This is a genomic window from Bacteroides sp. 224 (assembly GCF_010500995.1).
In the GTDB taxonomy this organism is placed as follows: domain Bacteria; phylum Bacteroidota; class Bacteroidia; order Bacteroidales; family Bacteroidaceae; genus Bacteroides.
Genome location: NZ_QVMK01000012.1, coordinates 95,794 through 121,758 on the forward strand (window position 1 = coordinate 95,794; position 25,965 = coordinate 121,758).

Below are 25,965 nucleotides of genomic sequence, written 5' to 3' on the forward strand. Positions count from 1 at the left end.
TAGTTTTTATGTTTAACTCATTTCCGCACGCAGATTGTCGAGCCCTGCACGAACAATCTTCTGTAATTCCTGCTTCGAAGAATCTACAAATTCACAAAGAGCGAAATCTTCCGGAGCCACCTCGTATATACCCAGTTGCTCCATGCGGTCGATATCTTGAGTTATAATTGCTTTTATCAAGTATTCGGGCAGAATATCCATTGGCAAAACACGATCATATTCGTTAGACATAATCATATTACGCTTGCCACCCTTAATACGTGCATCGATTGTATATTCTCTTTTCTTGAAAGCATCGAACAGCCAACTGAAATAAGAATGGTTCACACTAAACTGATTGAATCGAGGCATGATAAATCCTAAGAATTCATGGGTATCATTTCCTTCGGGAATTACTGTCAATTGATTGTCGAAAGCTCCCAGATATCCGTTTAATTCAATTAGCTTACCGGTTAGCACATTTCCACTGATATAACGAAGCGGTTTATCTGTTGCCACATTTCCGGCTAATACATTGGCTACGGCTGCTCCTGCAATCAATTTGCAATATGCAGGTTTGTTCACTTCCGAACCTGTAAGAGCAACTACACGTGTAAAATCGGCATGCCCCAGATTAAACAAACGGCCTATCAGAATTACATCTGCGGCAGCTACTGTCCATACAATCTCGCCTTTATTAATGGGAGCAACATGATGGATCTGTATACCCACGTTTCCGGCAGGATGCGGTCCATCGAACGTTGTAATAGTTACGTTCTTTGCTTGTGTTAAAGCCGGTGATTTTTGTTTCTTGCTGATGCCCAGGTATGTTTTTCCTAATTTGGAAAGCACATCCAAGCCGGTTTGAAAGTTGGCTTCTTCACCTTTCAACACATATTCAAAGTCGGGTGCCAAAGGTTTGCTATCAAATCCTGAAATAAAAATGGCTCTTGGAGTTGTTTCAGGATCAGCAATCACATCGTAAGGGCGCTGTTTGATAAACGAGAACAATCCGGCTTCACAGAGTCCGGCTTTCAGCTCTTCGGCAGAAAGGCTTGATACGTCTTTCTTTCCAAACTCAACAAACTCTTGTTTGCCATCAGCTTGAACGGTAACTGCCATTACCTTACGTCTTTCACCACGCAATACGCCTGTCACCACTCCACTCACCGGAGAAACAAACTTCACCTCGGGGTGATTCTTGTCCACAAATAAAGGGCTACCGGCCAAAACATGTTCCTGTTCTTTTACAACTACTTTTGGAGTCACTCCCGGAAAATCATCCGGAATGAGTGCGAATGTATCCGGTGCTTTCACCGAGAACATCTCCTCTGCAGCTTTACCTTTCAGGCTAATGTCAAGACCTCTACATAACTTTATTACATTTGCCATGCTACAATTAATAATAAGGGTTTTATAATTTGCGGCAAAAGTAATAAATAATAATGGATTCGAAAGGGGATTAAAGAAATATTTCTTTAATTATTTTCGATCTGCGAAACACCTGTCAAAGGAGCAAGAATAAAACCCATTGAGTTATAATCATAACTCAACGCTTTAGCTATACTAACATCATGCATTAAAAAGATAATCCATTGCATTCCGACACAAAGCTCTTTTGCCGCATTTATATACCTGTTTGAGTTATATTATCTTGTTTTGAGGGAAATGGGGGAATGGGTACGCGGAAAAAACGGAATGAGCGGATGAACGCGGAAGATATATTTTCGTCCTTATGTCGCAAGAAAAAAACAATTCCGCGTGTTTCTGCTCATTCCGCGTTTTCCGCGTATCTATCTTGTTTTGAGTTATATTGAACCGCAGAGTTACGCAGATTAACGCAGAGTTTTTAATACAATGCTGCATAGAACTAATACTTAATCCTCTGCGTTAATCTGCGTAACTCTGCGGTTCAAATTCAATCATTTCCGAACCTGTTTTGAGTTAATTATAAATATCTACTTATAATATATATATTCTTTTATTTTTTTAGCCTAAAAGGAGGTGGTACCACCTCTAACAACCTTCAAAAAAAAGGTTTTAAAAGAAGGGGAAACGGGCGGGCGCGCGCGTACTTATTATGCAATAAGAAATAAAGGCCTCAAAAAACACCTATTTTTATAGAGGGTACCTCTGTAATTATATTCGAAAAGAGAGAAAACCGAACGAGGCTAAGAGAGGTTATGACTAAAAAAATCAATAAATAATAGCATATATTACAAGTTAGTGCATGCTAATACGGAAAATATATCTATATTTGCAACATATTAAAACAGAAAAAGCAAAAAATCTATGGTCAAATTTTACAAGAAATCCCACCTTGTTGGGGTGTTTCTTCTATTACTGTGTACGGGAAACCCATTCTCATTAAATGCACAAAATATTGCAAATATTAATCATTTGGATATAGAAGAATACGCGAACTTATCACTCCCACCTTTAGATGTATTGTTTGAGAATGCGAAGACAGCACCGAGTTATGAATTGGCTCAAATTCAAGAAGAATTTGAAAGAAGAATTCTGAAAAAGGAAAAAAGGGCCTTTCTGGGCTTCTTCAGCATCCGTGGAAGTTGGCAATATGGCAATTTCTCAAACGATGGAAGTTTTAGTGACATCATGAATCCTATCATGTATACTTACAACAAGGTTGAACAAACCTCCTATTCGGTTGGAGCCGGAGTAAGTATTCCTTTAGATGCTTTATTCGATTTAGGCCCAAGAGTAAAAAGACAGAAATTAAAGGTCAGAACATCCGAACTCCAAAAAGAGATACAATACCAAGACCTGAAACAACAGATATTAGAACTGTATCTAACAGCATCATCGCAATTAACGATTGTAAAATTACGCTCCGAAGCCCTGGCATTGGCAAATATTCAATATGCCATTGTAGAGAAAAACTTCATGAGTGGCATCGTAGACTCCAACACCCTCTCTCAGGAAAAAGAAAAACAGTCGATGACAATGGAGCGATACGAAAACAGCAGATCGCAATTAACAAAAAGCATTATGATGCTGGAAATCATTACCAACACCCCAATTATTAAGAAATAACCTAAATACAGAAAGCAATGGATTATATACTCTACTTTTGTCGATTTTTATATCGAATACGATGGTGGTTGCTAATCGGAACATGTATCATTACATTAGCAGTAATATATGCCACAATGAACATGGGACGCAGCTACAAAGTAACTGCAACTGTATATACCGGAATTATTTCGGGCTATTCAATTGAAGGTTCAAATGGAATGGACTGGGCGGCAACTAATAATGCTATCGACAATCTAATTAACATCATGAAGTCGGAAAGCACTTTAAAACGAGTTTCTTACAAACTCTATGCCCGCAATATGATAAATGGTAATCCGGAAAAAGATAACCATTATCTTGCCGCATCAAGTTTTCGCGAAATATATAATCGCACGAAAAACAACAGAGACGGCAAAGCACTATTAGCATTAATAGATAAAAATAGTGAGGAAGAAACTGTAAATAACATGCTAAAATACGAACAACCTGTTCCCGATAACTTTATTTATGGTTTATTCTATTGGAATCATTGGCACTATAGCTATGGTGCACTTAAAAACATAAAAATCAATAGAAAAGGAAACAGCGATTTGCTGGAAGTTAATTACAGTTCTAACGACCCCGGTATTGCTTTTAATACAATAGAAATTTTAATGGAGGAATTTGTCAATGAGTACAGAGCAATCCGATATGGCGAAACAGACAAAGTAATTGAATATTTCAAAGGCGAATTAGGAAGGATTGGTAATGAACTACGTTCTGCCGAAGACTCCTTAACAGCATATAATATTGAAAAGCGCATCATCAACTATTATGATGAAACCAAAGAAATAGCTTCCATCAATGCTACATACGAGCTTCAGGAACAAAATGCATTAATGGCATATAATGGAGCGCGGTCTTTACTGGAAGAGTTGGAACGACAAATGGACATAAATATCGGAAACCTAAAAACGAACTCTCAGTTTATCACAATCTTAAACAGTGTATCATACCTGACCAGTAAAATATCTGAAATAGAATCTTTTTCAAGCTCTACCGAGACAGAGCAGTTAGAAGATTACAAAAACAAACTTGAGAAAAGCAAAAAAGAATTAACCGACATTTCCGATAAATACTTAGAAAACCAATATACCAAAGAAGGTCTTCTGAAAACATCGATCATAGAGCAATGGCTGGAACAGTTACTCGTATTTGAGAAAGCCAAATCAGACCTCCAAATCATTCAGAAAAGTCGACAAGACATGAATGAGAGATATGTATTCTTTGCCCCGGTAGGTTCTACCATTAAACGAAAAGAAAGACAAATAGATTTCACCGAGCGTAATTACCTTTCTGTCTTAACCAGCTATAATGCTGCCCTGATGAGAAAGAAAAACCTGGAGATGACCTCTGCCACATTAAAGGTATTGAACCCTCCGGCATTTCCAATATCTCCGGAACCCACAGGAAGAAAGAGAATTGTAATTATTGCTTTCGTTGCAGCATTCTTATTTATTTTAGGCTTCTTCTTGTTAATTGAAATTTTAGACCACACACTTCGAGACAGAATCCGTGCCGAGCGTATTACCGGAAAGAAAGTGATAGGAGCATTCCCGGGCAGAGCAAGACTTAAATACAGGAAATACAATGATACTTACAAATCTATTGCTACTAAATTCCTAAGTAATATCGTTTTAGGATTCTTTACCGAGAAGAAAAAAGGAAATCCATATATTGTAAATTTCTTAAGTACAGAACCGGGAGACGGCAAGAGCTATTTAAGCACTCACCTGGAAGAATATTGGAACAACCTTGGTATGAAAGTTCGTAGAATATCATGGGATAAAGACTTTGATGTAAACAATCCCAAATATCTATTAGCTCAATCAATCAACGATTTCTCTCAACCTAAAAACGAAGATATTTTGATTGTTGAATATCCTAACTTAAAGGATTACAGCATTCCCGGAAAATTATTGAACGAAGCCAACCTGAACCTGTTTGTAGTGCGCGCAGACCGCGCCTGGAAAGGGGCCGACAAGCTTGTTATGGAAAAAGTATCTCAACAAAGCGAAGCCGATATTTATTTTTATTTGAATAAAACATCGTTGGAAGCCACAGAAAGCTTCACAGGTATGCTGCCCCCTCATACCTACCTTAGGAAATTAGGATATCGTTTATCTCAATTAGGGCTTACCGAGCATTTAGATAAAGATACTGTAAACTTAAGAGAAGAACATGAGTAAAAAAAACTTCTTAAAAGATATATTACCAATAAACTCATCCAAAGAAGGTTTATTAATGATTATATTAGGAGTAATCTTCGGATTACTTCTAATATATAAGTTTGCATTAGCAGGTAATACTGCCACCTCTTTACTCATAGCCATACTACCTACTACTTTAGTCGTATTTATTTTCACCGTATTATTCTATCGAAGAATATTCTACGCTTTATTTATCTCTCATTTCATAATCCTGCTTGTAAGTTCTTTCACCGATATAATGATTGGGGCTATAACTTTGCTTTTTAACATTACAGCCTTAATATTATTGGTATTAATAAGTGTTTACCGAAATACATCATGGAAGAAAAGTTGGAATGGCATGTTGGGATTATTCTCCATCTGGGGATTATATTGTATTGCAGAGTTGGGTAACCCAAACACCGTACAATATGCTTGGAATATTGCTATAACATACTATTATGTTTATCCTACTATTTGTGCAATACTTGTACCGATAACCATACGTAAATATAAAAGTGTAGAGTGGCTATTGATTTTATGGTCTGTTTTCGTACTAATAGCTGCCTTCAAAGGGTATTGGCAAAAAAGCCACGGCTTCAATGCCAGAGAACTTGCTTTCTTATTTGAAAGCGGAGGAGCAAGAACCCACATCATCTGGTCGGGGATACGCTATTTCTCTTTCTTTACTGATGCCGCAAACTTTGGTGTACACATGGCAATGGCTGCATTTGCTTTTGGAATGTCTTTCTTTTATATCGAAAAGAAATGGCTGAAGGTGTACTTTTCCATAGTAGTGGTAGCGGCAATATATGGAATGTTTATATCCGGCACACGAACAGCGATAGTAGTGCCCCTTGCCGGTCTTTTATACTTTATCTTCCTATCCAAAAACTGGAAAGTGTTTTTTACAGGGCTTTTTGCCGTTTTTGCTATATTCTTTTTCTTCCGATTCACAACCATAGGAAACAGCAATGAATACATTCGCAAAATGCGCTCCGGGTTTACTCCTAAAAACGACGCATCTTTCATGGTTCGCGTAGAGAACAGGGAAAAAATGAAAGTATATATGAAAGAAATGCCCTTTGGATATGGCTTAGGGCTGGGAGGAAAAGCCGGAAGACATAAACCGGACAAGCTAATGCCCATCCCACCGGATTCGTGGTTGGTTAATGTATGGACAGATACAGGAATCGTTGGCTTAGTATTGTATTTGGCTACGCATATCATTCTTTTTGCATGGTGCTCGTGGATATTAATGTTCAAGGTAATGAATAAACGTTTACGCAACATTTTAGCTATCTGGCTTTGTGTTAATGCCGGCTTCTTTGTGGCTGCTTATGGCAATGATGTTATGCAATATCCAAACATGATTATCTTATATACCGGCTTTGCTTTGTGCTTTGCGGCACCATATATAGAGAAGAATGATAAAAGATTATTATTAGAAAAGGAAGAAGATTATTGAGTCACGATATCTTTTGCATTGAATAAAGAAAAGAACAATGAAAAGCCCTCTTGTATCATTTATATCAGTAAACTATAATGGTTACAATGATACCTGTGAACTTATTAATAGTTTATTGACGCACATCAACAGCGTAAGTTTTGAAATAATTATCATAGATAATGCGTCGAAAGTTGATGAATCTGTTTTACTAAAAAAGAATTTTCCTCAGATTATTTCCATCAGAACCCCCGAGAACTTAGGCTTTTCGGGGGGAAATAATCTGGGTATCCTACATGCAAAAGGAAAATTTCTTTTTTTTATTAATAATGATACATACATAGAAGAGGATAATATTATATCTCTTACAAAATTTTTAGAAGCAAACCCCATTATCGGTGGAGTATCGCCTAAAATAAAGTTTGCCTTCCAACCTCAAAAGATACAATTTGCAGGATACACTCCCCTTTCTCCTATTACCATACGAAACACAACGATTGGGTACGGAGAAATTGACAGTGCCCAATACAACTCCCCCCAGAGAACCTCCTACTTACATGGCGCCGCAATGCTTATTAAACGCGAAGTAGTGGAAAAGGTAGGAATGATGCCGGAAATATTTTTCTTGTATTATGAGGAACTCGACTGGTGTACACAAATAACAAAGGCAGGGTATGAATTATGGTATGTACCCAGCCTGACAGTATTCCACAAGGAGAGCCAAAGCACTGGTCAGGAAAGTTATCTGCAAGTTTTTTACTTAACGCGCAACCGTTTATTGTATGCCTGGAGGAACTTAAATCAGATTAAGAAATGGGTCGCCATTTTATACTTAATGAGCATTCCTTTAGTTAAGAACCTAATAAAATATACAATCAAAAGAAAACCTAACCTGATAAAAGCTACTTTTTGTGGTGTATATGCATTCATTACATTGCAAAACAAACGCATTGGCATTGAATAAGTAACAGATTAAGAACAACCTCAAAGATGAAAATCGTATACATATACACCGCTCTTCTAACCGTAGGAGGTGCCGATAGAGTAATAACAGAAAAGGCGAACTACTTTGCCGAGAAATGTAATTATGACGTATACATCATTACAGACTCGCAGCTTAACCGCCCACCTGTTTTTCCTTTATCTCCTAAAGTTACCCACATAGACTTAGGCATCAACTTTGGTCAACAATATAAGTACTCCATTCTTAAACGTGCGTTTGTTTATTTTAAGCTAATGCGCATATACAAAAAGAAGGTAGAGATATGCTTAAAACAGATAAAGCCCGATTATGTATTCTCAACCTTAGGAAGAGATGCCGATTTTATTGCTACCGTAAAAGATGGAAGTAAAAAAATAGCAGAAGCGCATGTAGCCAAAAAATACATTCGTAATTTACATCTCGTAGAGCAGAAAAGCTTCCTCCAAAAACAGATAGCAAAGTTATGGAGAAAGAAACTGAATCACGCCGTCGGCAAGTTCGATGCCCTTGTGGTATTAACATCAGAAGATGCCAAAAGCTGGAGTCATGCAAAAAGAATAGCAATCATACCCAATTCCTTACCTTTTTATCCGGACGAAAGCAGCTCCACTAATAATAAAACTGCAATTTCCATTGGACGGCTAAACGAACAAAAAGGTTTTGACAGACTCATTGAAGCATGGGAGTTGGTATATAAAAAGCACCCGGACTGGAATATTCATATTTATGGAGAAGGAGAGCTAAAAGATAAATTAGAAACACTGATTCACGAAAAGCAGTTGGGTAATGTGTTTTTCATAGAAAAAGCGGTCAACAACATCACCGATAAGTATCTTAATAGCTCTATCTATGTAATGAGTTCTCGCTTTGAGGGTTTCGGCATGGTATTAATTGAGGCAATGGCATGCGGAGTTCCTTGCGTATCTTTTGATTGTCCACACGGCCCGTCGGACATTATTAAAGATAAAGAAGACGGATTTCTGGTTAAAAATGGTGATACAACAGAACTTGCCCACAAAATATGTACCCTCATAGAAGATGCCGAATTACGAAAAACGATGGGAGGTAAAGCCAAACAAAACATCAAAAGATACTCGGTAGACATTGTTATGAAACAGTGGGTGGATTTTTTAAATACAATATAATATGTTGAGCGAAAAGCCTAAAATAGTATACATTGTAGGAGGATTATATTCTCCCAGCGGCATGGGGCAAGTACTTAGTTTGAAAACCAACTATTTAGCCGAGCATTCAGATTATTCAATCCACATTGTATTAACCGAAAGAGAGCAGCAACCTCTGTTCTACAAAATGTCCGACAATATCAACATTGTAAATTTTGATATTAACTTCGACGAATTAGATACAATGCCTTTATTCAGGAAATTATACCACTACTATATAAAACAACGTACGTATAAGAAGAAGCTCTATAAATACCTGATGGAGTTAAAACCTGCCATTACCGTATCGGCCATAAGACGGGAAATCAATTTTATAAATTCAATACCCGATGGAAGCATAAAGATTGGAGAGCTTCATTTCAACAAAAGCGATTACAGGGTATTCAAAAAGAAATTTCTTCCTCGCTTTATTAACTCATACATTACCAATGTTTGGAAGAATAAACTAATCCATGAGCTAAAAAAACTTTCACATTTCGTCGTCTTAACTCATGAAGACGAAGCTAATTGGACCGAGATTGAAAGAATATCTGTTATCCCTAATCCGCTATCGTTCTATCCGGAAACAACATCCGATTGCTCTAATAAGAAAGTGATATCAGCAGGGAGATATACCTGGCAGAAAGGATTCGAAAGACTTATTGATGCTTGGGAGATTGTCAACAAAAAACACCCGGATTGGAAATTATATATATATGGATATGGCGACAGACAACATTATCAAAATCTGGCTAATCAAAAAGGCTTAGAGAAATCACTTCGATGCGAACCTCCAACCTCTAATATAAGAAACGAATATTTAAACAGTTCGATATTTGTTTTAAGTTCCAGATACGAAGGTTTTGGAATGGTAATTATTGAGGCAATGTCTTGCGGCATCCCTCCCGTTTCATTCGACTGCCCATGTGGTCCTAAAGATATTATTGAAGACAAAGTTACCGGACTGCTTGTTCCAAACGGAAATATTGAAGAACTGGCCAATAAAATTATCTGGCTGATAGAGAATGAAAGTGCAAGAAAAGAGATGGGAAAGAAATCATATACATCCGCCCGGAAATATAAGATCGAAAATGTAATGAAACAATGGATGGATTTATTTGCATCGGTATTAAATAACCCCTCAATAACTAAACAGAATAAGAATGCCTAAAGTAAGTATAATTATCCCTGTATATAATACCCAAGATTATGTAAAGCAAGCAGTTGATAGCATTATACATCAAACACTTCAAGATATTGAGATTATCATAGTTAACGATGGGTCAACCGATGATAGCTTCAAGATTCTTCAGGAGTTAGCATCAACAGATAAACGGATAAAGCTTTACAGCCAAGAGAATCAGGGATTGTCTAACACTCGCAACCGCGGAATAGAAGTTGCAAGTGGAGACTATATCTATTTTATGGATAGTGACGATCTTCTCGATAAGAATGCATTAAAAGAATGTTATGAGAAATGCGAAAAGGAAAATCTTGACTTTGTTTTCTTTAATGCAGATGTCATTCACGAATCTACGGATTCATCCTTTCAGATGGATTATCATCACTCCGGCATTGAGGATCGCGTATATAGCGGGGTAGAAATATTAAATTACCTTCTGGATACCTGGCAATTTAAAAGCCCTGTGTACTTAAATGTAATAAGAGCATCGTATTACAAAGAAAACAACTTTAGTTTTTATCCCGGCATTATTCACGAAGATCAACTATTTACCATGTTATTATATATCAAGGCCAATAGGGTTTCATACATAGACAAAGATTTCTTTAAACGCAGAATCAGAGAAGCCTCTATCATGACACAGAAAATTTCGTGGAAGAACGTGGTAGGCTACTTTACTGTATTCGACCAATTAAATATTTTCTCCAAAGGAAAAGCTCCAATTATACGCAATACGATAAAAAAGCATATCAAAATAACGCTTAATGCCTTTCTGTACAACGTAAGCCTTCATCCATTTAAAGATAAGGTAAAGCTTTTAAAATTTTGCATCCAAAGCGGATACTTGAAGTATATAGAAATAAATGTACTAATAAAGTTCATTTTACCTTTAAGGCTCATTAAAGAAAAAATAAAATGAAGCAACCTAAAGTAAGCATATTGATTCCTGTATACAATGTTCAGCCTTTTTTTGAACGTTGTATCCATTCATTATTTAAACAAACGTTTCAGGATATTGAATATGTTTTCGTTAATGATTGTACTCCGGATAATTGCATATTACTATTAGAAGAAACGCTGAAACAGTATCCTGAAAGAAAGAAATGTACTAAAATAATTCATCATACCACCAATCAAGGTATTGCCGAAACCAGAAACACATTACTGAAACACGCCACAGGCGAGTACATACAATTCGTTGATAGCGACGACTGGATTGAGCCAAATATGATTGAATTAATGTATAATAAAATAATTCAGACTAAGGCTGATATTGTAGGATGCGACTATTATTTAGACACTAAAGAGTGCAGTCAACACATCAAAGAAAGCTACCCCACCCCCAAAACGGAGTTGCTGGCAGCGGTAGTTTCTCAAGATTTTTTTGTAGTGCTATGGAAGTTGTTAATAAAGAAAGAACTGTTTGATAAATACCATATAAAGTTCCATTCAGAACTTAGAGTAGGCGAAGATTCTATCATCTGTTTAAAACTAATCTATTATAGCAATTCTGTTGAATACACCAGAGAAGCACTATATCATTATGTGCAATATAACGAAAACCATCTGGCAAAAAAGAGTCTGGAAAACATCTATTTATGGACCAAGGCAATATATGCAGTAGAAGACTTCTGTAATGAAACACAGATCACCCATGCGATTGGCTCTGCCTTGAACCGACGAAAATATGTAATCAAATTACCACTGATTATTGACCCTTCATTAAGGAACCTGAAATTATGGCACAACCTTATGCCGGAAGCAAACAACACCTGGAAAGATATTCCGATGAGCTCAGCCGATAAAGCGATCTTCTACCTTGTGCAGCATAAAATATATGCTTTAGCATACGTTATACTTTATTTAAAAACAATCTTAAAAAGAACATTTAAGAATGATAAAGCTTAATCATAAAAAAGATTGTTGTGGATGCTTTGCTTGTTCCACCAAATGCCCTCAAGCATGTATAGAGATGCAAGAAGATGTCGAAGGCTTTTTATACCCCCAAATTAACGAGCAAAATTGTATTCACTGCTCGCTTTGCGAAAAGGTTTGTCCGGTAATAAACCAAAGAGAAGAAAGAGAGCCTTTATTATCTTATGCATTAAAAAACAAAGACGAATTTATTCGAAGCAATAGTTCGTCCGGAGGCTTTTTTCATTTAAGTGCTCAGCAAACTATTAAGAACAAAGGGGTAGTATTCGGCGTAAAGTTTAATGAAGAATGGGAAACACTTCACGACTATACCGACTCTAATGATGAAATAAATAAATTCTTAAAGTCAAAATATATACAAAGCAGAGTAAACAATAACTATGCATTGGCAGAGTCTTTTCTTAAGGAAGGTAAGTTGGTGTTTTTCGTAGGAACGCCTTGTCAGGTATCCGGATTACTGCTTTACCTCCAAAAAGAATATAAGAATCTTATAACAATGGATTTTATTTGTCACGGCGTACCATCTTCTAAAATCTGGAAAAAATACCTTGAAGAGATTCTTCCTGAAGATTCTAACATCTTAAATATCAATTTCAGAAATAAAAGCAAAAGCTGGAAGAGATATTGTTTTTCCATGCAATACACCTCCCTCAATAAGAAAGGAGAAAAAGAAGTTAAAGAGCGGATTGATAAGCCGGGAAAAAATCTTTTTATGAGAGGGTATTTAAAAGATTTATATTTAAGACCTTCTTGCTACTACTGCCCAACCAAAAGTTTAAAAAGTAAAAGCGACATTACAATTGGAGATTTCTGGGGCATTGAGAACATAGTACCGAAATTTGATGATGACAAAGGATGCAGCGCCATTATGCTTAATACAGAGAAAGGAGTTGAATTCTTTTCCGGAATACCTCAAGATAATTATGCTTATAAACCCATTAGTTATAAAGATATAGTAAGGTCAAATAAATCATTGATTATGTCGGCCGAACTTTCAGCTAAACGAGATATTTTCTTTAAAGAATATGAGCAAGGAACAATGATAAAAACAGTAAAGTCTTTAACATCAGATCCTTTGCATAAAAAACTGGAATATGAACTTTATAAGTTACTTAAGCGCACTTATCAATTCATTTTCTCCAAATAAGCAGAAACAAGAGTAAACAAATTAATAGAAAATCAAATCATGAAAAGTAACATCAAAATTATAGTTTGTGCTCACAAAAAAGTATTACTTCCTAAGCATGAATTCTTTTTCCCGGTTCAGGTAGGTACAGATATAGCTAACGAAAAGTTACCATATACTCCGGACAATACAGGAGATAACATTTCTATTAAGAATAAAAACTATTGCGAATTAACTGCCCACTACTGGGCTTGGAAAAACCTGAAAGGAACAGATATTATCGGTTTAAATCATTACCGGAGATTTTTTGACTTTTACCGCCGCCAAAAAGCACTATCTCCGGATAGAAGTTTTATTGCAGCGGATGATTTTTTCAGAAAAGGATACCGGTTCCCCGATTTGGAGAATGTATTAAATAAGTATGATATCATATTAGGAAAAACCCGTAACCACCCCTATAATATAGCCACGCAATATTGTGTTTTCCATATCATGAATGATTGGATAACTCTAAAGAATGTAATCGCAGAACTAACGCCCGATTATATTCCTGCATTCGAAGAGACAATGGAAAAATCAAATTCAATGTCATGCTACAATATGTTTATCACCTCGTGGAAGCACTTCGACGGTTATTCCGAATGGTTATTCAAGATTCTCTTTGAGATGGAAAAAAGAATTATCCTCTCTCCTTATGAAGATCAAGCCAGAATTTTTGGCTATTTATCAGAAAGGCTTATCAATGTATATTGCAAAAGACATCATTTAAAAATTAAGCATTATCCTATAATTATGCTTCTTGACGAATGTAAGCGCGGATACAACCCAAGTAATATAAGATATACATATCGTAGAATCAAAAACAATATATCTTACTTTTTTAATAAATAAATTTTAAAGTAGATGTTCATAATTAGTTTATACCGTAGCAATCACCCCGAAAGGGGTGAGATGTGCATAACCCCGTGCAAGCGTAGCGCAGCTCGGGGATGGAGACATACCACATCAAATCTCAACCCTGAAGGGGTTGAACCCACTTCGGGGTTCAGGGCAAAGAGAGTAGTACCATCACCCCTGGGTTACGCTTCGCTCACCCAGGGTTATGCACATATTACCCCTGTCGGGGTAAATGCTTGCAGTTTTATTAATTTATGAATTCATTTTGAATACTTACTTAATGATAAATAGTAAACGAATAGCCCAAAACACCATTATTCTATACTTTAGAATGGTGTTTGTTATGCTAATCTCCCTTTACACTTCCAGAATTATTCTCGCAGCCTTAGGGATTGATGATTATGGAATATACAATGTAGTGGGAGGAGTAATTGTAATGTTTACATTTATCAACGATGCGTTAGGAGGAGCTACTTCTCGTTTTCTGACACTTGAGTTAGGTCGCGAAGACTACATCAAATTAAAACAAACATTCAGCACCACCCTTACTATACATATATTCATAGCTATAATCATTCTGTTATTTGCCGAAACTGTTGGGCTTTGGCTGCTAACCCAAAAGATGGTAATTCCGCCGGAAAGGATGCATGCAGCACATTATGTTTATCAATTTTCGATTATTGGCACCCTCTTTTCAATCACACAAGTGCCATATAATGCTGCAATTATTGCACACGAACGCATGAATATATATGCGTACGTTGCTGTTATTGAGGTTATACTCAAATTGCTGATTGCATTTTTAATTAAAGGAGCAAGTGCAGAGATAGACCGATTAATTCTTTACTCGCTCCTAATGCTGGTAGTATCTGCAATCATTATGATAATTTATCGTATCTATTGTATCAAACATTATAAAGAATGTCATTTCTCTGTTCAAAAAGATAAAGCCTTATACAAACAAATACTCTCATACACAAGCTATGATTTGATAGGAAATATATCGGGAGTTGCCCAAGGACAAGGAATGAATATTTTACTCAATATATTCTTCGGGCCGGGCGTTAATGCAGCACGAGGCATCGCCTATCAGATACAAGGAGCTGTAACCAAATTCTCCAGCAGCTTTATGACAGCCATTCGCCCTCAACTGATAAAACAATATGCTTTAGGCAATACAGAGAATGTGCTTAACCTACTGTATAACAGTAGTAAGTACTCTTATTTCCTAATGCTTATTTTTACCATTCCAATTTGTATTGAGATAGAATTTATTCTAAAAATATGGTTAGGCAATTTTCCGGATCACACCATTACCTTTGCTATTTTAGTGCTTATATTATGCCTATTCCAATCAATAAAAGGGCCTCGGGTTACGGTATTTCATGCTACAGGCAATATCAAACTCTTAAATATGACGGTAGGTACGCTTCTCTGCCTGAGCCTGCCTATTTCATATTTCTTCCTGAAAAAAGGAGCAACACCCGAGAGTGTATTTATTGTAATGATAGCAGTGTTCCTCATCTCAGAAGTAATTAGCATCATCATATTAAAGAAATACATAGATTACAATATAAAAGAATATGTAGTAAAAGTATATGGAAACTGTGTTCTCGTAACATTAGTCTCGCTACCTATACCACTACTAATCTATTACTCGCTTTCGCCCGGTTTTTATAGGTTCTTATGTGTTTGCTTTTCCAGTTTAGTTATGATGTGTTTCTCTGTCTATTTTATAGGAACAGACAAAAACACCAAAAAGAAAATAAAATCAACCGTTTTAAACGTAATAAAGAAATATAGATGAATATAGGAATACTCACACAACCATTACGTAATAACTATGGAGGGATTTTGCAGGCTTTTGCATTGCAAACTACTCTTCAAAGAATGAATCATACTGTTTGGGTATTGAATAGAGATTACCCTAAAATATCTGTACTTAGAGAGTCGAAGGTTATTTTAAAGAATATCATAAAAAGATATGTATTCAGAAGAAAAAACACTCCGATAATTCCTCCTTACTTGTTTTTACTAAAAGAAAAGAAGGAAATATGCAGCAAGACTTTAGAATTTATAAATCTTAAAATAAACAGGACTGAAGTTCTTAGATCTGACAATGAGTTAAGAAAAGCAATAAGAAAATACAATATACACGCATGCATTGTTGGTAGCGATCAGGTGTGGCGTCCTAAATATTCTCCATATATGCCGAATTTCTTCTTTAATTTTATCCGGCCAACCGAAAATATAAAGAGAATTGCTTTTGCTGCATCGTTTGGTGTTGATAAATGGGAATTTTCAGAAGAAGAAACGATACTATATTCGACTTTAATTAAGCATTTCGATGCTGTATCCGTCAGAGAAAAGTCCGGCATCACCATGCTCGAGAAGTACTTGAACTACCATCATGCAAAGCATATACTGGACCCTACCCTATTGTTGGAAAAAGATAGCTATATTCAATTAACAAAAGAAGCCAACGAGCCTGCTCATTGTGGAGAAATAATGCTGTATATTCTTGATTCGGATGTAGAAAAGAATAGAATAACTGACGAAATTGCCCAAGCATTGAATATGAAAACCTTCACCACCATGCCGGATAAAGTTTTATCAGAAGAAACCAAATACGACCTTATTGCGTGCACTTACCCCCCCGTAACCAATTGGCTACAAGGTTTTATGGATGCTAAATTTATCATAACCGATTCTTTTCATGGGTGTATTTTCTCCATTATATTCAACAAACCATTTATTGCTATTGGAAATGAAGAACGTGGACTCGAAAGATTCAATTCGCTACTCGATACCTTTGAACTTGGAAGCAGGTTAATTAACATCTCCAAAGAAAGAGAAAAACCGATTCACAGCCTTATTGCAGAAGAAATTAACTGGAATAAAGTTAATAAAATCAGAGAAGAAAGAAAGCTGAAAGCGATTGACTTTCTACAAAGAAATTTATCCATTTAAAATTGATAAGCCAGTGTTTAGGACTAATTCACCCCTTAGTAATCACCCCGAAAGGGGTGAGATGTGCATAACCCCGGGTCAGCGAAGCGCAGCCCGGGGGTGGAGACATACCACATCGAATCTCAACCCTGAAGGGGTTGAACCCACTTCGGGGTAAATGCTTGCTGTTTAATAAGTAGATGTTCATAATTAGTTTATATCATTACCCCCTCCGCCCTTTGGGCACCTCCCCCTTGCAGGGGAGGAATTCCTGCGGCATCGACTCCTCCCCTGCAAGGGGGAGGTGCCCAAAGGGCGGAGAGGGACTTTCTCATATTATGAATTAATTTTGAATACCTACTTATGCGAATTCACTTTGAATACTTACTTATGTAAACTAACTTTAAATATTTACTTATAGAATAATGAAAGCCCTGTTCCTTATATTTCATGGATTTGAAGAATCTAATGGCATTTCAAAGAAAATCCGTTATCAGATTAGTGCCTTTAAAGAATGTGGAGTAGATATACGCAATTGCTATTATGACATTGACAAAGACAATAATCGTAAATGGATAATAGACAATCAGGTTCTTGTGAATTTTGGCAATTCAATTTGGGGAAAGATAAAGAAGCGTTTTTGTTTCAATGCTATTTTAGAATATATAATTGAACAGGAAATAGACTTTGTTTATATCCGTTCTTATCATAATGCGAATCCATTTACAATCAATTTCATAAGTAAAATCAAGAAAAGAAACATTAAGGTGGTAATGGAAATTCCAACTTACCCGTACGATCAGGAATATATTACTCTTCGAATGAAACTGGATTTATGGGTTGATAAACTTTTCCGCAGAAGATTAGCCCGGGAAACAGATGCAATTGTCACATTCTCGAACGAGCCTGTTATTTTTGGTAAACAAACTATTCGTATTTCTAATGGTATTGATTTCTCGAAAATTAAAATAAAGCAACCAAACAGCACTTCCCATTCAACTCAAATAAATCTTATTGGAGTTGCCGAAGTTCATTACTGGCATGGCTTTGATCGTGTTGTTCAAGGACTTGCCGATTATTACAAGAGTCCACATAATACACCGGTCTATTTTCATATTGTTGGAGACTTAACCGGCGAAAGAGAAAAAAGAGACATTCTTGTTCCTATCAAAGAAAATAATCTCGAAAAATATGTCATTCTACACGGAAGAAAATTCGGAAAAGAATTAGACTCATTATTTAATGAAGCGGATTTTGGTATTGGAAGCCTGGGAAGACACAGAAGCAATATTACCTACATAAAAACGCTTAAAAACAGAGAATATGCAGCAAGAGGAATCCCATTTGCCTACTCCGAAATAGATGAGGACTTTGAACAAATGCCTTACATCCTGAAAGAACCGGCAGATGAAACTCCTATCAACATACAAGAAATAGTCGACTTCTATCATAGCCGGAAATGGAACTCCACGGAAATACGCGCGTCTATTAAATACTTATCATGGAAAAACCAGATGGGAATAGTATTAAAAAGTATGTTCAGCAGTTATGAAACAGAAAATTAAAATAGCATATTGCTTACCTTCTCTTTATATAGCCGGGGGTATGGAACGTGTACTTACCATAAAGGCAAATTACTTTGCTGATGTACTCGGATATGATGTTTATATTATATTGACCGACGAGAAAGGGAAAAAACCTTATTATCATTTATCGTCCAAAATAACAATTATCAATTTAGATATTGATTTTAATGAATTATGGAATAAACCATTATACAAGAAAATGTACATCTATCTAAAGAAGCAACAAAAATATAAGGTAAAACTAAGAAACTGCCTTATGGAGATTAAACCGGACATTACCGTATCTATGCTGCGCAGAGAGATTAATTTCATAAGCCAAATTAAAGATGGAAGTATAAAAATAGGAGAGATACATGTTAATAGAGAGAACTTCCGGGAGATATCCGAAAAGAAGGAAACATCAATTCATAAATTGCTTTCCAATCTTTGGATGAAACAATTAATAAAAAAGCTAAAGAGATTAGACAAGTTTGTTGTTTTAACACACGAAGATGCCGAAAAATGGAATGAGCTTACAAATACAATAGTCATTCCTAATCCTCTTCCTTTTTTCCCAGATAAACAATCGTCTACCGAACACAAAAAAGTGATTGCAGTAGGTCGGTACACATGGCAAAAAGGATTCGATCTATTGATTGACTGTTGGCATTTAGTACATAAAAAGCATCCGGACTGGACTCTTCATATTTATGGAGAAGGCGAAAGAGATAAGTTACAGGCTCAAATTGACAAATTAGAACTGAACAATAGTTGCATATTGGAACATGCAGTTCCCGACATCATTAATAAATACATTGATAACTCCATCTTTGTTCTGTCATCCAGATATGAGGGCTTTGGCATGGTTATCATCGAAGCGATGTCTTGTGGAGTGCCTCCGGTTTCTTTCACCTGTCCAAGCGGTCCTCGTGACATTATCAAACATGGAGAAGATGGGCTTTTAGTTAAAAATGGAGATGTAGAGCTTCTGGCAAATAGCATTATTTATTTGATAGAGCACAACGATATACGTAAAAACATGGGCGAAAAAGCCCGAATGAATGTAGAAAGATATAAAATTGATCAGATAGCCCAAGAGTGGAATAACCTGTTTTTATCATTAATAGCAAAGAAAGGAAAATAAGATGGAAAAATGGTATAAAAAATATCTCCGGGTTTATGAAAAACCTTTTAGCGAAGCACCCGATAATATTATTAACGAAGTTCGTAGCAAGCTCGCCAAGCTGCAAAGCAAAGATCCTTTGATTACGGTATCTGTTATTGGCTACAATGAAGAAAAACATTTATTAGCCTGCCTTTGGTCGCTTAGTGATATGGTATGTAAATACCCTGTAGAGATTATTGGAGTAAATAACGACTCCAAAGACAGAACAGAAGAAATATTCCAAAAAGCAGGAATACCTTATTACAACGAATATCAACATAGCTGTGGTTATGCACGTCTCTGTGGGTTAAATCAGGCAAAAGGAAAGTATCATATTAACATTGATTCCGACACTTTATACCCTCCAAAATATGTTGAGATAATGGTTGATGCCTTAGAAAAACCGGGTATTGTGGCAGCCAGCTCTTTATGGAGTTATATGCCCGATAAAGATCACTCCCAACTCGGATTATCATTCTATGAATTTACCCGGGATATGTATCTGTTTTTCCAATCCTTCAAACGTCCGGAACTAAGTGTTCGAGGGCTTGTATTTGCCTACCGTACCGATTATGCACAAAAAATTGGAATACGTGTTGATATCATCAGAGGAGAAGACGGATCATTGGCATTAGAACTTAAAAAACATGGAAAAATAGCCTTCGTCAGAAACCGGAAAGCACGTCCTGTAACCGGATACGGAACAGTAGGAGCCGATGGTTCTTTATTTAAAAGTTTCAAAGTACGGTTTATAAAAGGAATAAAAAGTATATCCGGTATTTTCAAAAGCAAAGAAAAATACGAAGACGAAGACTCCAACCTTATAAAAAACAAAAAATGACACTTACTCTTCTCATCCTCTTCTGGTTTTTCCTATTCATTGTATTCTATACTTATTTAGGATACGGTATACTTCTTTATCTTCTGGTAAAGATCAAAGAAGCATTCAAAAAATCTCCCAAATACTCTTTACCCCAAAACGATAATGAACTTCCCCAGGTAACCCTGTTCATCACTGCCTTCAACGAAGAAGATGTTATTGACACCAAAATGCAAAACTGCATTGAGCTCGATTACCCTGCCGATAAACTAAACATCGTTTGGGTAACAGACGGCAGCAACGACGGAACCAACAAACGCCTAAAAGCCTGGCCGCAAGCCACTGTTTACTTTCAATCTGAACGCTTGGGGAAAACAGCCGCCATGAATCGCGGCATGCGCTTAGTAAATACTCCCCTTGTAGTATTTACCGATGCCAATACCATGCTTAATAAAGAAGCCATTCGGGAGATTGTTTTAGCATTTATGAACCCTAAAGTTGGCTGTGTTGCAGGCGAAAAAAGAGTAGCCGTACAAGAAAAAGACGGAGCTGCTGCCGGAGGAGAAGGCATCTACTGGAAATATGAATCTACTTTAAAAGATTTAGATTCCCGATTATATTCGGCTGTAGGAGCTGCCGGAGAGTTATTTGCTGTTCGCAAAGAACTATTCGAGGAAATGGAACCCGATACCCTGCTCGATGATTTTATTCTCTCCATACGAATTACGATGAAAGGATATACCATCGCTTATTGTAAAAATGCATACGCCATAGAGAACGGATCGGCCGATATGAAAGAGGAAGAAAAGCGCAAAGTACGTATTGCAGCAGGAGGACTCCAATCTATTTGGCGACTGCGACCTTTATTGAATATTTTCCGCTATGGTTTACTTAGTTTCCAGTATGTTTCACATCGAGTACTGCGCTGGTCTATTACTCCTTTCATGTTATTTTCTCTGTTACCGTTAAATGTGGCATTATTATTTACAGGAGTGTCCATCCCATTTTACGGAACGATACTTGCACTACAAGTATTATTCTATCTTTTAGGATTATGGGGGTATGATCTATCTACCAAACAGATAAAAAACAAACTACTCTTCATTCCTTATTATTTCCTTTTTATGAATATAAATGTATTGAAAGGTATTAACTATCTAAACAAACGCAAAGGCAGTTCAAGCGGTGCCTGGGAAAAAGCCAAAAGGGCTTGAGAGCCTGTTTAAATTTTCCACAAAATAATTATTTTAGGATGCTTTCGTTTTTTTCTTTCGTACTCTTTTTATTCATCTATAATTTCAGCATCCACTATATCTGTAGTAACCGGTGTTTTTGGTTTTTTATTGATAAAACGAAACCAATTAATCAATTCTGATATAGCATAAACAATTCCGGAAGCTCCAATAATTATAAAAGCTGTATTGCGAGCATCTGTAGGATTAAATAAAATAAATACCCCCGCAATGGTAATAAGTAAAGGCAGCACATAGAAACCAACAGGCACCGCTGTCCATTTACGAGCCGTAAACAACGAATACAATTGCTGTATACCTCCCAGCAATAAGACTATTCCCAACAGAATCATTAATATATCTACGAAAAGCGCCGGAACAATCACCAAAATTAATCCCAGCAAAACACTTCCAATAGATGCTATAGGGAAATTGCGAGAAGTTTGATTACTTTTATTGGCAAAATAGCTAATTACACCAAACAATCCCGGAACCAAAAACAATATTCCAATGGTTATAACAAGGTAAACAACAGCCAAATCGGGCCATATTACCAATACCAACCCAATAATTAGTGCACAAATAGCACGTATAAATGAATAATTCATCATAAATTATAGCTATCAATAATTCAACATTACTTTATTATATAAAAGTAACACATATAAATGCACCATATCCGAGCTGCACCTATATATTTAGAGTTTATTAACCGAGTTTAGAATCCCAGGCGGATTCGAATACATTATCCTTTTATGCTGAATATCAGAAAGATATGGTTTTCTAAAATTGCAATTCGGTCAACTTTCGGTCAATACTTATAGTTTATGCTATCGGTTTAACGATTTCAATCTTCTCTTGTTCCATTTTGAATTTGTTCAGTATAGAAGGCGTATGCTTCCTTATCGAACTGTTCTCGGCTGGGCGTTCCATGTGCGCCAAACTCCTTTTCAAGTTCTGCGCTTATGTCAGTCAGTATGTTTTCATTTGTACTCATATCTTCCATTACTGACAAAGTTTAAAACAACTTCCTTATATCCATCAAGAAGAAATCTTCAACAGCTATACCGCCATCACCGACAATAAATGAGGATTGAGGATTAAATAGTTGTCTGAATTTATCTAATCCTTCTGTTTTTTTCTCCGCATTGCTCTTGACTTCAATAGCTACTACGGAGCGCTTCTTCCGTAGAATGAAATCCACTTCATCATTGCGTTCACGCCAGTAGAATACCTCAAAACGATGAATAAATGCTTGACTGACGAGATAGGCACCGATACCCGATTCAAAGATATGTCCCCATGCTTTACGGTCAAGAATAGCTTGTTGAAAAGTGAATGAACTATACACCATTTTCAATGCGTTATTGTAAACCTGCAATTTGGGAATACTTGCTTTTCGCCTTGCCATATCCATACTGAATTTCTGAAGTCCGCAAAGTAGTCCGCTCTCATCCAGCAAATTGATGTACCCTGCCAAAGTTGCCGTATTACCTGCATCTTGCAACGAACCAAGCATTTTATTCAAAGAAAGCAAGCTCCCGGAGTAAGCTGCTCCTAACTCGAATGTTTGACGAAGCAAAGCTGGTTTGCTTATGGGAGTATCCATCAAAATGTCTTTATTGATAGTTGCGTCAATAATGGATGATTGGATATATTGCTGAAAACGATCATTATCATCAATTAAAGAGGCAGCACCGGGATAACCACCGTAGAACAGATATTGGTCAAGCGAGAAACCGAAACATTCTTTCATTTCTTGATAGCTCCAGTGGCTCATGCGGATTTCTTCGAATCGTCCAGCCAATGATTCTGACAATCCCTTTTCCAATAATACGCGACTGCTACCAAGAAGCAAAACTTTGATGTTGCGGTCATGGAATGTATCATCATCCCACTCTTTTTTTACGACTTCACTCCAGTTCGCAATTTTTTGTATCTCATCTATGACAAGGATGATGCTGTCCTGTCCTTTACTCTCTTTCAGGCTGCGAACCGCTGCCCAACAATTGGAAATCCAAGCACTGTTCGTAGCCGGAACATTGTCGGCAGAAAAGAATTGGTAAGGAGCATCCAAATCTTTTAGCACTTGCTTGACTACTGTCGATTTGCCTATCTGTCGAGCACCCATTACGACTTGAATAAACCTTCGCTGCTCTTCAAGCCTATTCTTAATTGTTTGATATTCTGCCCTTTTGTACATAGCTTTACATTTTACGCAGTGGAGTGCGTATTTCTACGCAGTGCAAATATAATAAATACATTTGGTTTATAAGTTCAACACAAGCTTAAAACGAAATTCCGCTACGCTACATTGCGTTTAAGCCCTTGATTGTTATAGGCAGTATATTGTATCGTTTTTGCATATCTTATCTATTTTTACGAAAGTACTCAATTGTTCTTATTAATCCGTCTTTCAATTCTATTTTAGGTTGCCAATCTAATATTTCTTTTGCTAATGATATATTTGGTTGACGCTGTTGTGGGTCATCTTGAGCAGCAGGTAAAAATATAATTTTTGATTTAGAATTTGTCAAATAGATTATTTCTTCGGCTAATTTTAGAATGGAAAATTCTGTAGGATTTCCAATATTCACAGGTGAAACAAAGCTATCTGCTGTATTCATTAAACGAATCAAACCGTCAATCAAATCATCTACATATTGAAAACTGCGCGTTTGTTCTCCGCTTCCATAAATTGTTATATCCTTATTTTGCAATGCTTGAATAATAAAATTTGAGACTACTCGCCCATCATTTTCCTGCATGCGAGTTCCATAAGTGTTAAAAATACGTGCAATTTTGATTCGAACATTATTTTGTCGGTAGTAATCCATAAATAAAGTTTCAGCACAACGTTTACCTTCATCATAACAAGAACGAATTCCTATTGGATTAACATTTCCCCAATATGCTTCATTTTGTGGGTGAATTTTTGGGTCGCCGTAAATTTCACTTGTTGAAGCCTGTAAAATTTTTGCTCTCGAACGTTTTGCTATACCCAAAAGATTGATTACACCCAACGTAGAGGTTTTTATGGTTTTTATTGCATCATATTGATAATGAAAGGGTGAAGCAGGACAAGCCAAATTATAAATTTCGTCAATTTCGATAAAATAAGGTTCGCAAATATCGTGTTCAATTATTTCAAAATTCGGATTATTAATTAAATTTTCAATATTTTTTTTGTTTCCAGTGAAATAATTATCCATGCATATAACATTATTTCCTTCATTTAGCAATCTTTCGCATAAATGAGAACCGACGAAACCTGCTCCACCTGTTATTAATATTCGTTTCATAAAGCTGTTATTTCTTCCGTTTTATCAAAGTAAGCGTAATATTCAGGGATTTCATTGAGCAAAGTAGTCTCGCCTTGTCCATATCTTCTGAATTGACGATTAAAAGATTTTAGATTTTGAAACAAATTTGTAGTATAACCATAGTTATGAGAAATGACCATTTGTGAGTTGTATTTTATTGCAAAACCATTTTGATTTGCACGAAAACAAAATTCAATATCTTCACCTGCTGGCAGTGGAAATTCTTCATTAAAATTTACATCTTCAGCTACTTGTCGAGTTATTGCTAAATTTGCAGTTGTACCATATAGGAGTTGTTCGCTGTTAATAAATTTTCGACCGTTTAATGTTCCGTTTATGTTGTGATATATTCCAAACCAATTTTTATCGTAAGAAATCGTATTACCAGACAAGATTTGAGCTTTTTTTGAATTTTGAAATTCTGAAATAATTGCTTCGATCCAATTTTTAGAAAGGATACAATCGGTATCAGTAAAGGCTATTACATCAGAATTATTCTCGAGAGCAATCTTTTTTCCAAAATTCCGTGCTTTGGCAGGACCTGAATTTTCAGGTTGCCGATAAACTTGTATGTGTTTGGGAAAAGAATATTCAATGGGAGAACAATCGTCAACTATAATAACATTATTCGGACTAATTGATTGCTTTGAAATTGATTGCAAAAGATTTTCAATATCATTTATGTCTTTCTGATTTTTGATATAAGTTGGAACAACAATGCTAATTGTCGGATTCTGCGGAATATTATTTGCTATCGGTAAAGGGAAATCAATGTATTGATAATTATTATTGTTTTGTTTTGTGCTATATTTCTTGAAAGCGATTATTTCAATTATTTTGGTTAATAAAAATTTGATTTGGAATGGATTGTTTGATAATCTTTCATACCAATAATCTAAAATTTTACCGTAGGGTACATTTGATAGAGAACTCAT

At 36.2% G+C, this 25,965-nt stretch carries 22 protein-coding genes; 16 read left to right on the forward strand and 6 right to left on the reverse strand.

Features of this window, described 5'->3' with window-relative positions; translation table 11 throughout:
• Positions 1-12 precede the first annotated feature (12 nt).
• Positions 13-1,371 (reverse strand): Na(+)-translocating NADH-quinone reductase subunit A, encoded by a 1,359-nt coding sequence (locus D0T60_RS07865; protein ID WP_163217614.1) that lies wholly within the window; start codon positions 1,369-1,371, stop codon positions 13-15.
• 900 nt (positions 1,372-2,271) lie between these two features.
• Between D0T60_RS07865 and D0T60_RS07870 the strand changes: the two genes are divergently transcribed.
• The 16 genes from D0T60_RS07870 (at position 2,272) to D0T60_RS07945 (ending at position 21,689) form a co-directional block, all read left to right on the forward strand.
• Positions 2,272-3,033, forward strand: a complete 762-nt coding sequence (locus tag D0T60_RS07870) for a TolC family protein (RefSeq protein ID WP_163217615.1) — start codon at positions 2,272-2,274, stop codon at positions 3,031-3,033.
• 17 nt (positions 3,034-3,050) lie between these two features.
• A complete protein-coding gene (locus D0T60_RS07875; RefSeq protein ID WP_163217616.1) occupies positions 3,051-5,243 on the forward strand; it encodes a hypothetical protein in 2,193 nt (730 codons plus the stop codon).
• A complete protein-coding gene (locus tag D0T60_RS07880) occupies positions 5,236-6,711 on the forward strand; it encodes an O-antigen ligase (RefSeq protein WP_239059519.1) in 1,476 nt (491 codons plus the stop codon). Before D0T60_RS07875 ends, D0T60_RS07880 begins: the two co-directional genes overlap by 8 nt.
• A 37-nt stretch (positions 6,712-6,748) precedes the next feature.
• The gene (locus D0T60_RS07885) at positions 6,749-7,654 is read left to right on the forward strand and encodes a glycosyltransferase family 2 protein (protein ID WP_163217617.1); all 906 of its coding nucleotides are present in this window, start codon (positions 6,749-6,751) and stop codon (positions 7,652-7,654) included.
• Positions 7,655-7,680: 26 nt separating this feature from the next.
• The gene (locus D0T60_RS07890; protein WP_163217618.1) at positions 7,681-8,817 is read left to right on the forward strand and encodes a glycosyltransferase family 4 protein; all 1,137 of its coding nucleotides are present in this window, start codon (positions 7,681-7,683) and stop codon (positions 8,815-8,817) included.
• A 1-nt stretch (position 8,818) separates the two neighbouring features.
• Positions 8,819-10,006 (forward strand): glycosyltransferase family 4 protein, encoded by a 1,188-nt coding sequence (locus D0T60_RS07895; RefSeq protein ID WP_163217619.1) that lies wholly within the window; start codon positions 8,819-8,821, stop codon positions 10,004-10,006.
• Complete coding sequence (locus D0T60_RS07900) at positions 9,999-10,937, forward strand: glycosyltransferase (protein ID WP_163217620.1); 939 nt, start codon at positions 9,999-10,001, stop codon at positions 10,935-10,937. Before D0T60_RS07895 ends, D0T60_RS07900 begins: the two co-directional genes overlap by 8 nt.
• Complete coding sequence (locus D0T60_RS07905; protein ID WP_163217621.1) at positions 10,934-11,926, forward strand: glycosyltransferase family 2 protein; 993 nt, start codon at positions 10,934-10,936, stop codon at positions 11,924-11,926. Before D0T60_RS07900 ends, D0T60_RS07905 begins: the two co-directional genes overlap by 4 nt.
• Positions 11,913-13,100 (forward strand): Coenzyme F420 hydrogenase/dehydrogenase, beta subunit C-terminal domain, encoded by a 1,188-nt coding sequence (locus tag D0T60_RS07910; protein WP_163217622.1) that lies wholly within the window; start codon positions 11,913-11,915, stop codon positions 13,098-13,100. Before D0T60_RS07905 ends, D0T60_RS07910 begins: the two co-directional genes overlap by 14 nt.
• A gap of 39 nt (positions 13,101-13,139) precedes the next feature.
• Positions 13,140-13,970, forward strand: coding sequence for a DUF4422 domain-containing protein (locus D0T60_RS07915; RefSeq protein WP_163217623.1), 831 nt, complete (start codon positions 13,140-13,142; stop codon positions 13,968-13,970).
• Positions 13,971-14,256: 286 nt separating this feature from the next.
• Positions 14,257-15,783 (forward strand): lipopolysaccharide biosynthesis protein, encoded by a 1,527-nt coding sequence (locus tag D0T60_RS07920; protein ID WP_163217624.1) that lies wholly within the window; start codon positions 14,257-14,259, stop codon positions 15,781-15,783.
• Complete coding sequence (locus tag D0T60_RS07925; RefSeq protein WP_163217625.1) at positions 15,780-16,946, forward strand: polysaccharide pyruvyl transferase family protein; 1,167 nt, start codon at positions 15,780-15,782, stop codon at positions 16,944-16,946. Before D0T60_RS07920 ends, D0T60_RS07925 begins: the two co-directional genes overlap by 4 nt.
• A gap of 404 nt (positions 16,947-17,350) precedes the next feature.
• The gene (locus tag D0T60_RS07930; protein ID WP_163217626.1) at positions 17,351-18,490 is read left to right on the forward strand and encodes a glycosyltransferase family 4 protein; all 1,140 of its coding nucleotides are present in this window, start codon (positions 17,351-17,353) and stop codon (positions 18,488-18,490) included.
• On the forward strand, positions 18,474-19,634 hold the full coding sequence (locus tag D0T60_RS07935; protein WP_163217627.1) for a glycosyltransferase family 4 protein: 1,161 nt from the start codon (positions 18,474-18,476) through the stop codon (positions 19,632-19,634). The genes D0T60_RS07930 and D0T60_RS07935 overlap by 17 nt, the downstream gene beginning before the upstream one ends.
• Position 19,635: 1 nt before the next feature.
• Positions 19,636-20,496 carry a glycosyltransferase family 2 protein gene (locus D0T60_RS07940; RefSeq protein WP_163217628.1) on the forward strand — a complete coding sequence of 287 codons (861 nt, stop codon included), beginning with the start codon at positions 19,636-19,638 and terminating at the stop codon, positions 20,494-20,496.
• The gene (locus D0T60_RS07945) at positions 20,493-21,689 is read left to right on the forward strand and encodes a glycosyltransferase family 2 protein (protein ID WP_163217629.1); all 1,197 of its coding nucleotides are present in this window, start codon (positions 20,493-20,495) and stop codon (positions 21,687-21,689) included. Before D0T60_RS07940 ends, D0T60_RS07945 begins: the two co-directional genes overlap by 4 nt.
• 68 nt (positions 21,690-21,757) lie before the next feature.
• Here D0T60_RS07945 and D0T60_RS07950 read toward each other — a convergent pair whose 3' ends face one another.
• The 5 genes from D0T60_RS07950 to D0T60_RS07970 all read right to left on the reverse strand — a co-directional run bounded on the left by D0T60_RS07950 (position 21,758) and on the right by D0T60_RS07970 (position 25,965).
• Positions 21,758-22,315, reverse strand: a complete 558-nt coding sequence (locus D0T60_RS07950; protein ID WP_370524402.1) for an HdeD family acid-resistance protein — start codon at positions 22,313-22,315, stop codon at positions 21,758-21,760.
• Positions 22,316-22,554: 239 nt separating this feature from the next.
• Complete coding sequence (locus tag D0T60_RS07955) at positions 22,555-22,704, reverse strand: hypothetical protein (protein WP_239059520.1); 150 nt, start codon at positions 22,702-22,704, stop codon at positions 22,555-22,557.
• A gap of 21 nt (positions 22,705-22,725) precedes the next feature.
• Positions 22,726-23,910 (reverse strand): ATP-binding protein, encoded by a 1,185-nt coding sequence (locus D0T60_RS07960; RefSeq protein ID WP_163217631.1) that lies wholly within the window; start codon positions 23,908-23,910, stop codon positions 22,726-22,728.
• 166 nt (positions 23,911-24,076) lie between these two features.
• Entirely contained in the window at positions 24,077-25,009 is a 933-nt protein-coding gene (locus tag D0T60_RS07965) for a UDP-glucuronic acid decarboxylase family protein (protein ID WP_163217632.1), read from the reverse strand.
• Entirely contained in the window at positions 25,006-25,965 is a 960-nt protein-coding gene (locus D0T60_RS07970) for a glycosyltransferase family 2 protein (RefSeq protein WP_163217633.1), read from the reverse strand. Before D0T60_RS07970 ends, D0T60_RS07965 begins: the two co-directional genes overlap by 4 nt.

Coding starts and splice junctions, on each gene's coding strand:
- D0T60_RS07865 (WP_163217614.1), bottom strand. CDS start 1,371: ATGGCAAATGTAATAAAGTTATGTAGAGGTCTTGACATTAGCCTGAAA.
- D0T60_RS07870 (WP_163217615.1), top strand. CDS start 2,272: ATGGTCAAATTTTACAAGAAATCCCACCTTGTTGGGGTGTTTCTTCTA.
- D0T60_RS07875 (WP_163217616.1), top strand. CDS start 3,051: ATGGATTATATACTCTACTTTTGTCGATTTTTATATCGAATACGATGG.
- D0T60_RS07880 (WP_239059519.1), top strand. CDS start 5,236: ATGAGTAAAAAAAACTTCTTAAAAGATATATTACCAATAAACTCATCC.
- D0T60_RS07885 (WP_163217617.1), top strand. CDS start 6,749: ATGAAAAGCCCTCTTGTATCATTTATATCAGTAAACTATAATGGTTAC.
- D0T60_RS07890 (WP_163217618.1), top strand. CDS start 7,681: ATGAAAATCGTATACATATACACCGCTCTTCTAACCGTAGGAGGTGCC.
- D0T60_RS07895 (WP_163217619.1), top strand. CDS start 8,819: ATGTTGAGCGAAAAGCCTAAAATAGTATACATTGTAGGAGGATTATAT.
- D0T60_RS07900 (WP_163217620.1), top strand. CDS start 9,999: ATGCCTAAAGTAAGTATAATTATCCCTGTATATAATACCCAAGATTAT.
- D0T60_RS07905 (WP_163217621.1), top strand. CDS start 10,934: ATGAAGCAACCTAAAGTAAGCATATTGATTCCTGTATACAATGTTCAG.
- D0T60_RS07910 (WP_163217622.1), top strand. CDS start 11,913: ATGATAAAGCTTAATCATAAAAAAGATTGTTGTGGATGCTTTGCTTGT.
- D0T60_RS07915 (WP_163217623.1), top strand. CDS start 13,140: ATGAAAAGTAACATCAAAATTATAGTTTGTGCTCACAAAAAAGTATTA.
- D0T60_RS07920 (WP_163217624.1), top strand. CDS start 14,257: ATGATAAATAGTAAACGAATAGCCCAAAACACCATTATTCTATACTTT.
- D0T60_RS07925 (WP_163217625.1), top strand. CDS start 15,780: ATGAATATAGGAATACTCACACAACCATTACGTAATAACTATGGAGGG.
- D0T60_RS07930 (WP_163217626.1), top strand. CDS start 17,351: ATGAAAGCCCTGTTCCTTATATTTCATGGATTTGAAGAATCTAATGGC.
- D0T60_RS07935 (WP_163217627.1), top strand. CDS start 18,474: ATGAAACAGAAAATTAAAATAGCATATTGCTTACCTTCTCTTTATATA.
- D0T60_RS07940 (WP_163217628.1), top strand. CDS start 19,636: ATGGAAAAATGGTATAAAAAATATCTCCGGGTTTATGAAAAACCTTTT.
- D0T60_RS07945 (WP_163217629.1), top strand. CDS start 20,493: ATGACACTTACTCTTCTCATCCTCTTCTGGTTTTTCCTATTCATTGTA.
- D0T60_RS07950 (WP_370524402.1), bottom strand. CDS start 22,315: ATGAATTATTCATTTATACGTGCTATTTGTGCACTAATTATTGGGTTG.
- D0T60_RS07955 (WP_239059520.1), bottom strand. CDS start 22,704: ATGAGTACAAATGAAAACATACTGACTGACATAAGCGCAGAACTTGAA.
- D0T60_RS07960 (WP_163217631.1), bottom strand. CDS start 23,910: ATGTACAAAAGGGCAGAATATCAAACAATTAAGAATAGGCTTGAAGAG.
- D0T60_RS07965 (WP_163217632.1), bottom strand. CDS start 25,009: ATGAAACGAATATTAATAACAGGTGGAGCAGGTTTCGTCGGTTCTCAT.
- D0T60_RS07970 (WP_163217633.1), bottom strand. CDS start 25,965: ATGAGTTCTCTATCAAATGTACCCTACGGTAAAATTTTAGATTATTGG.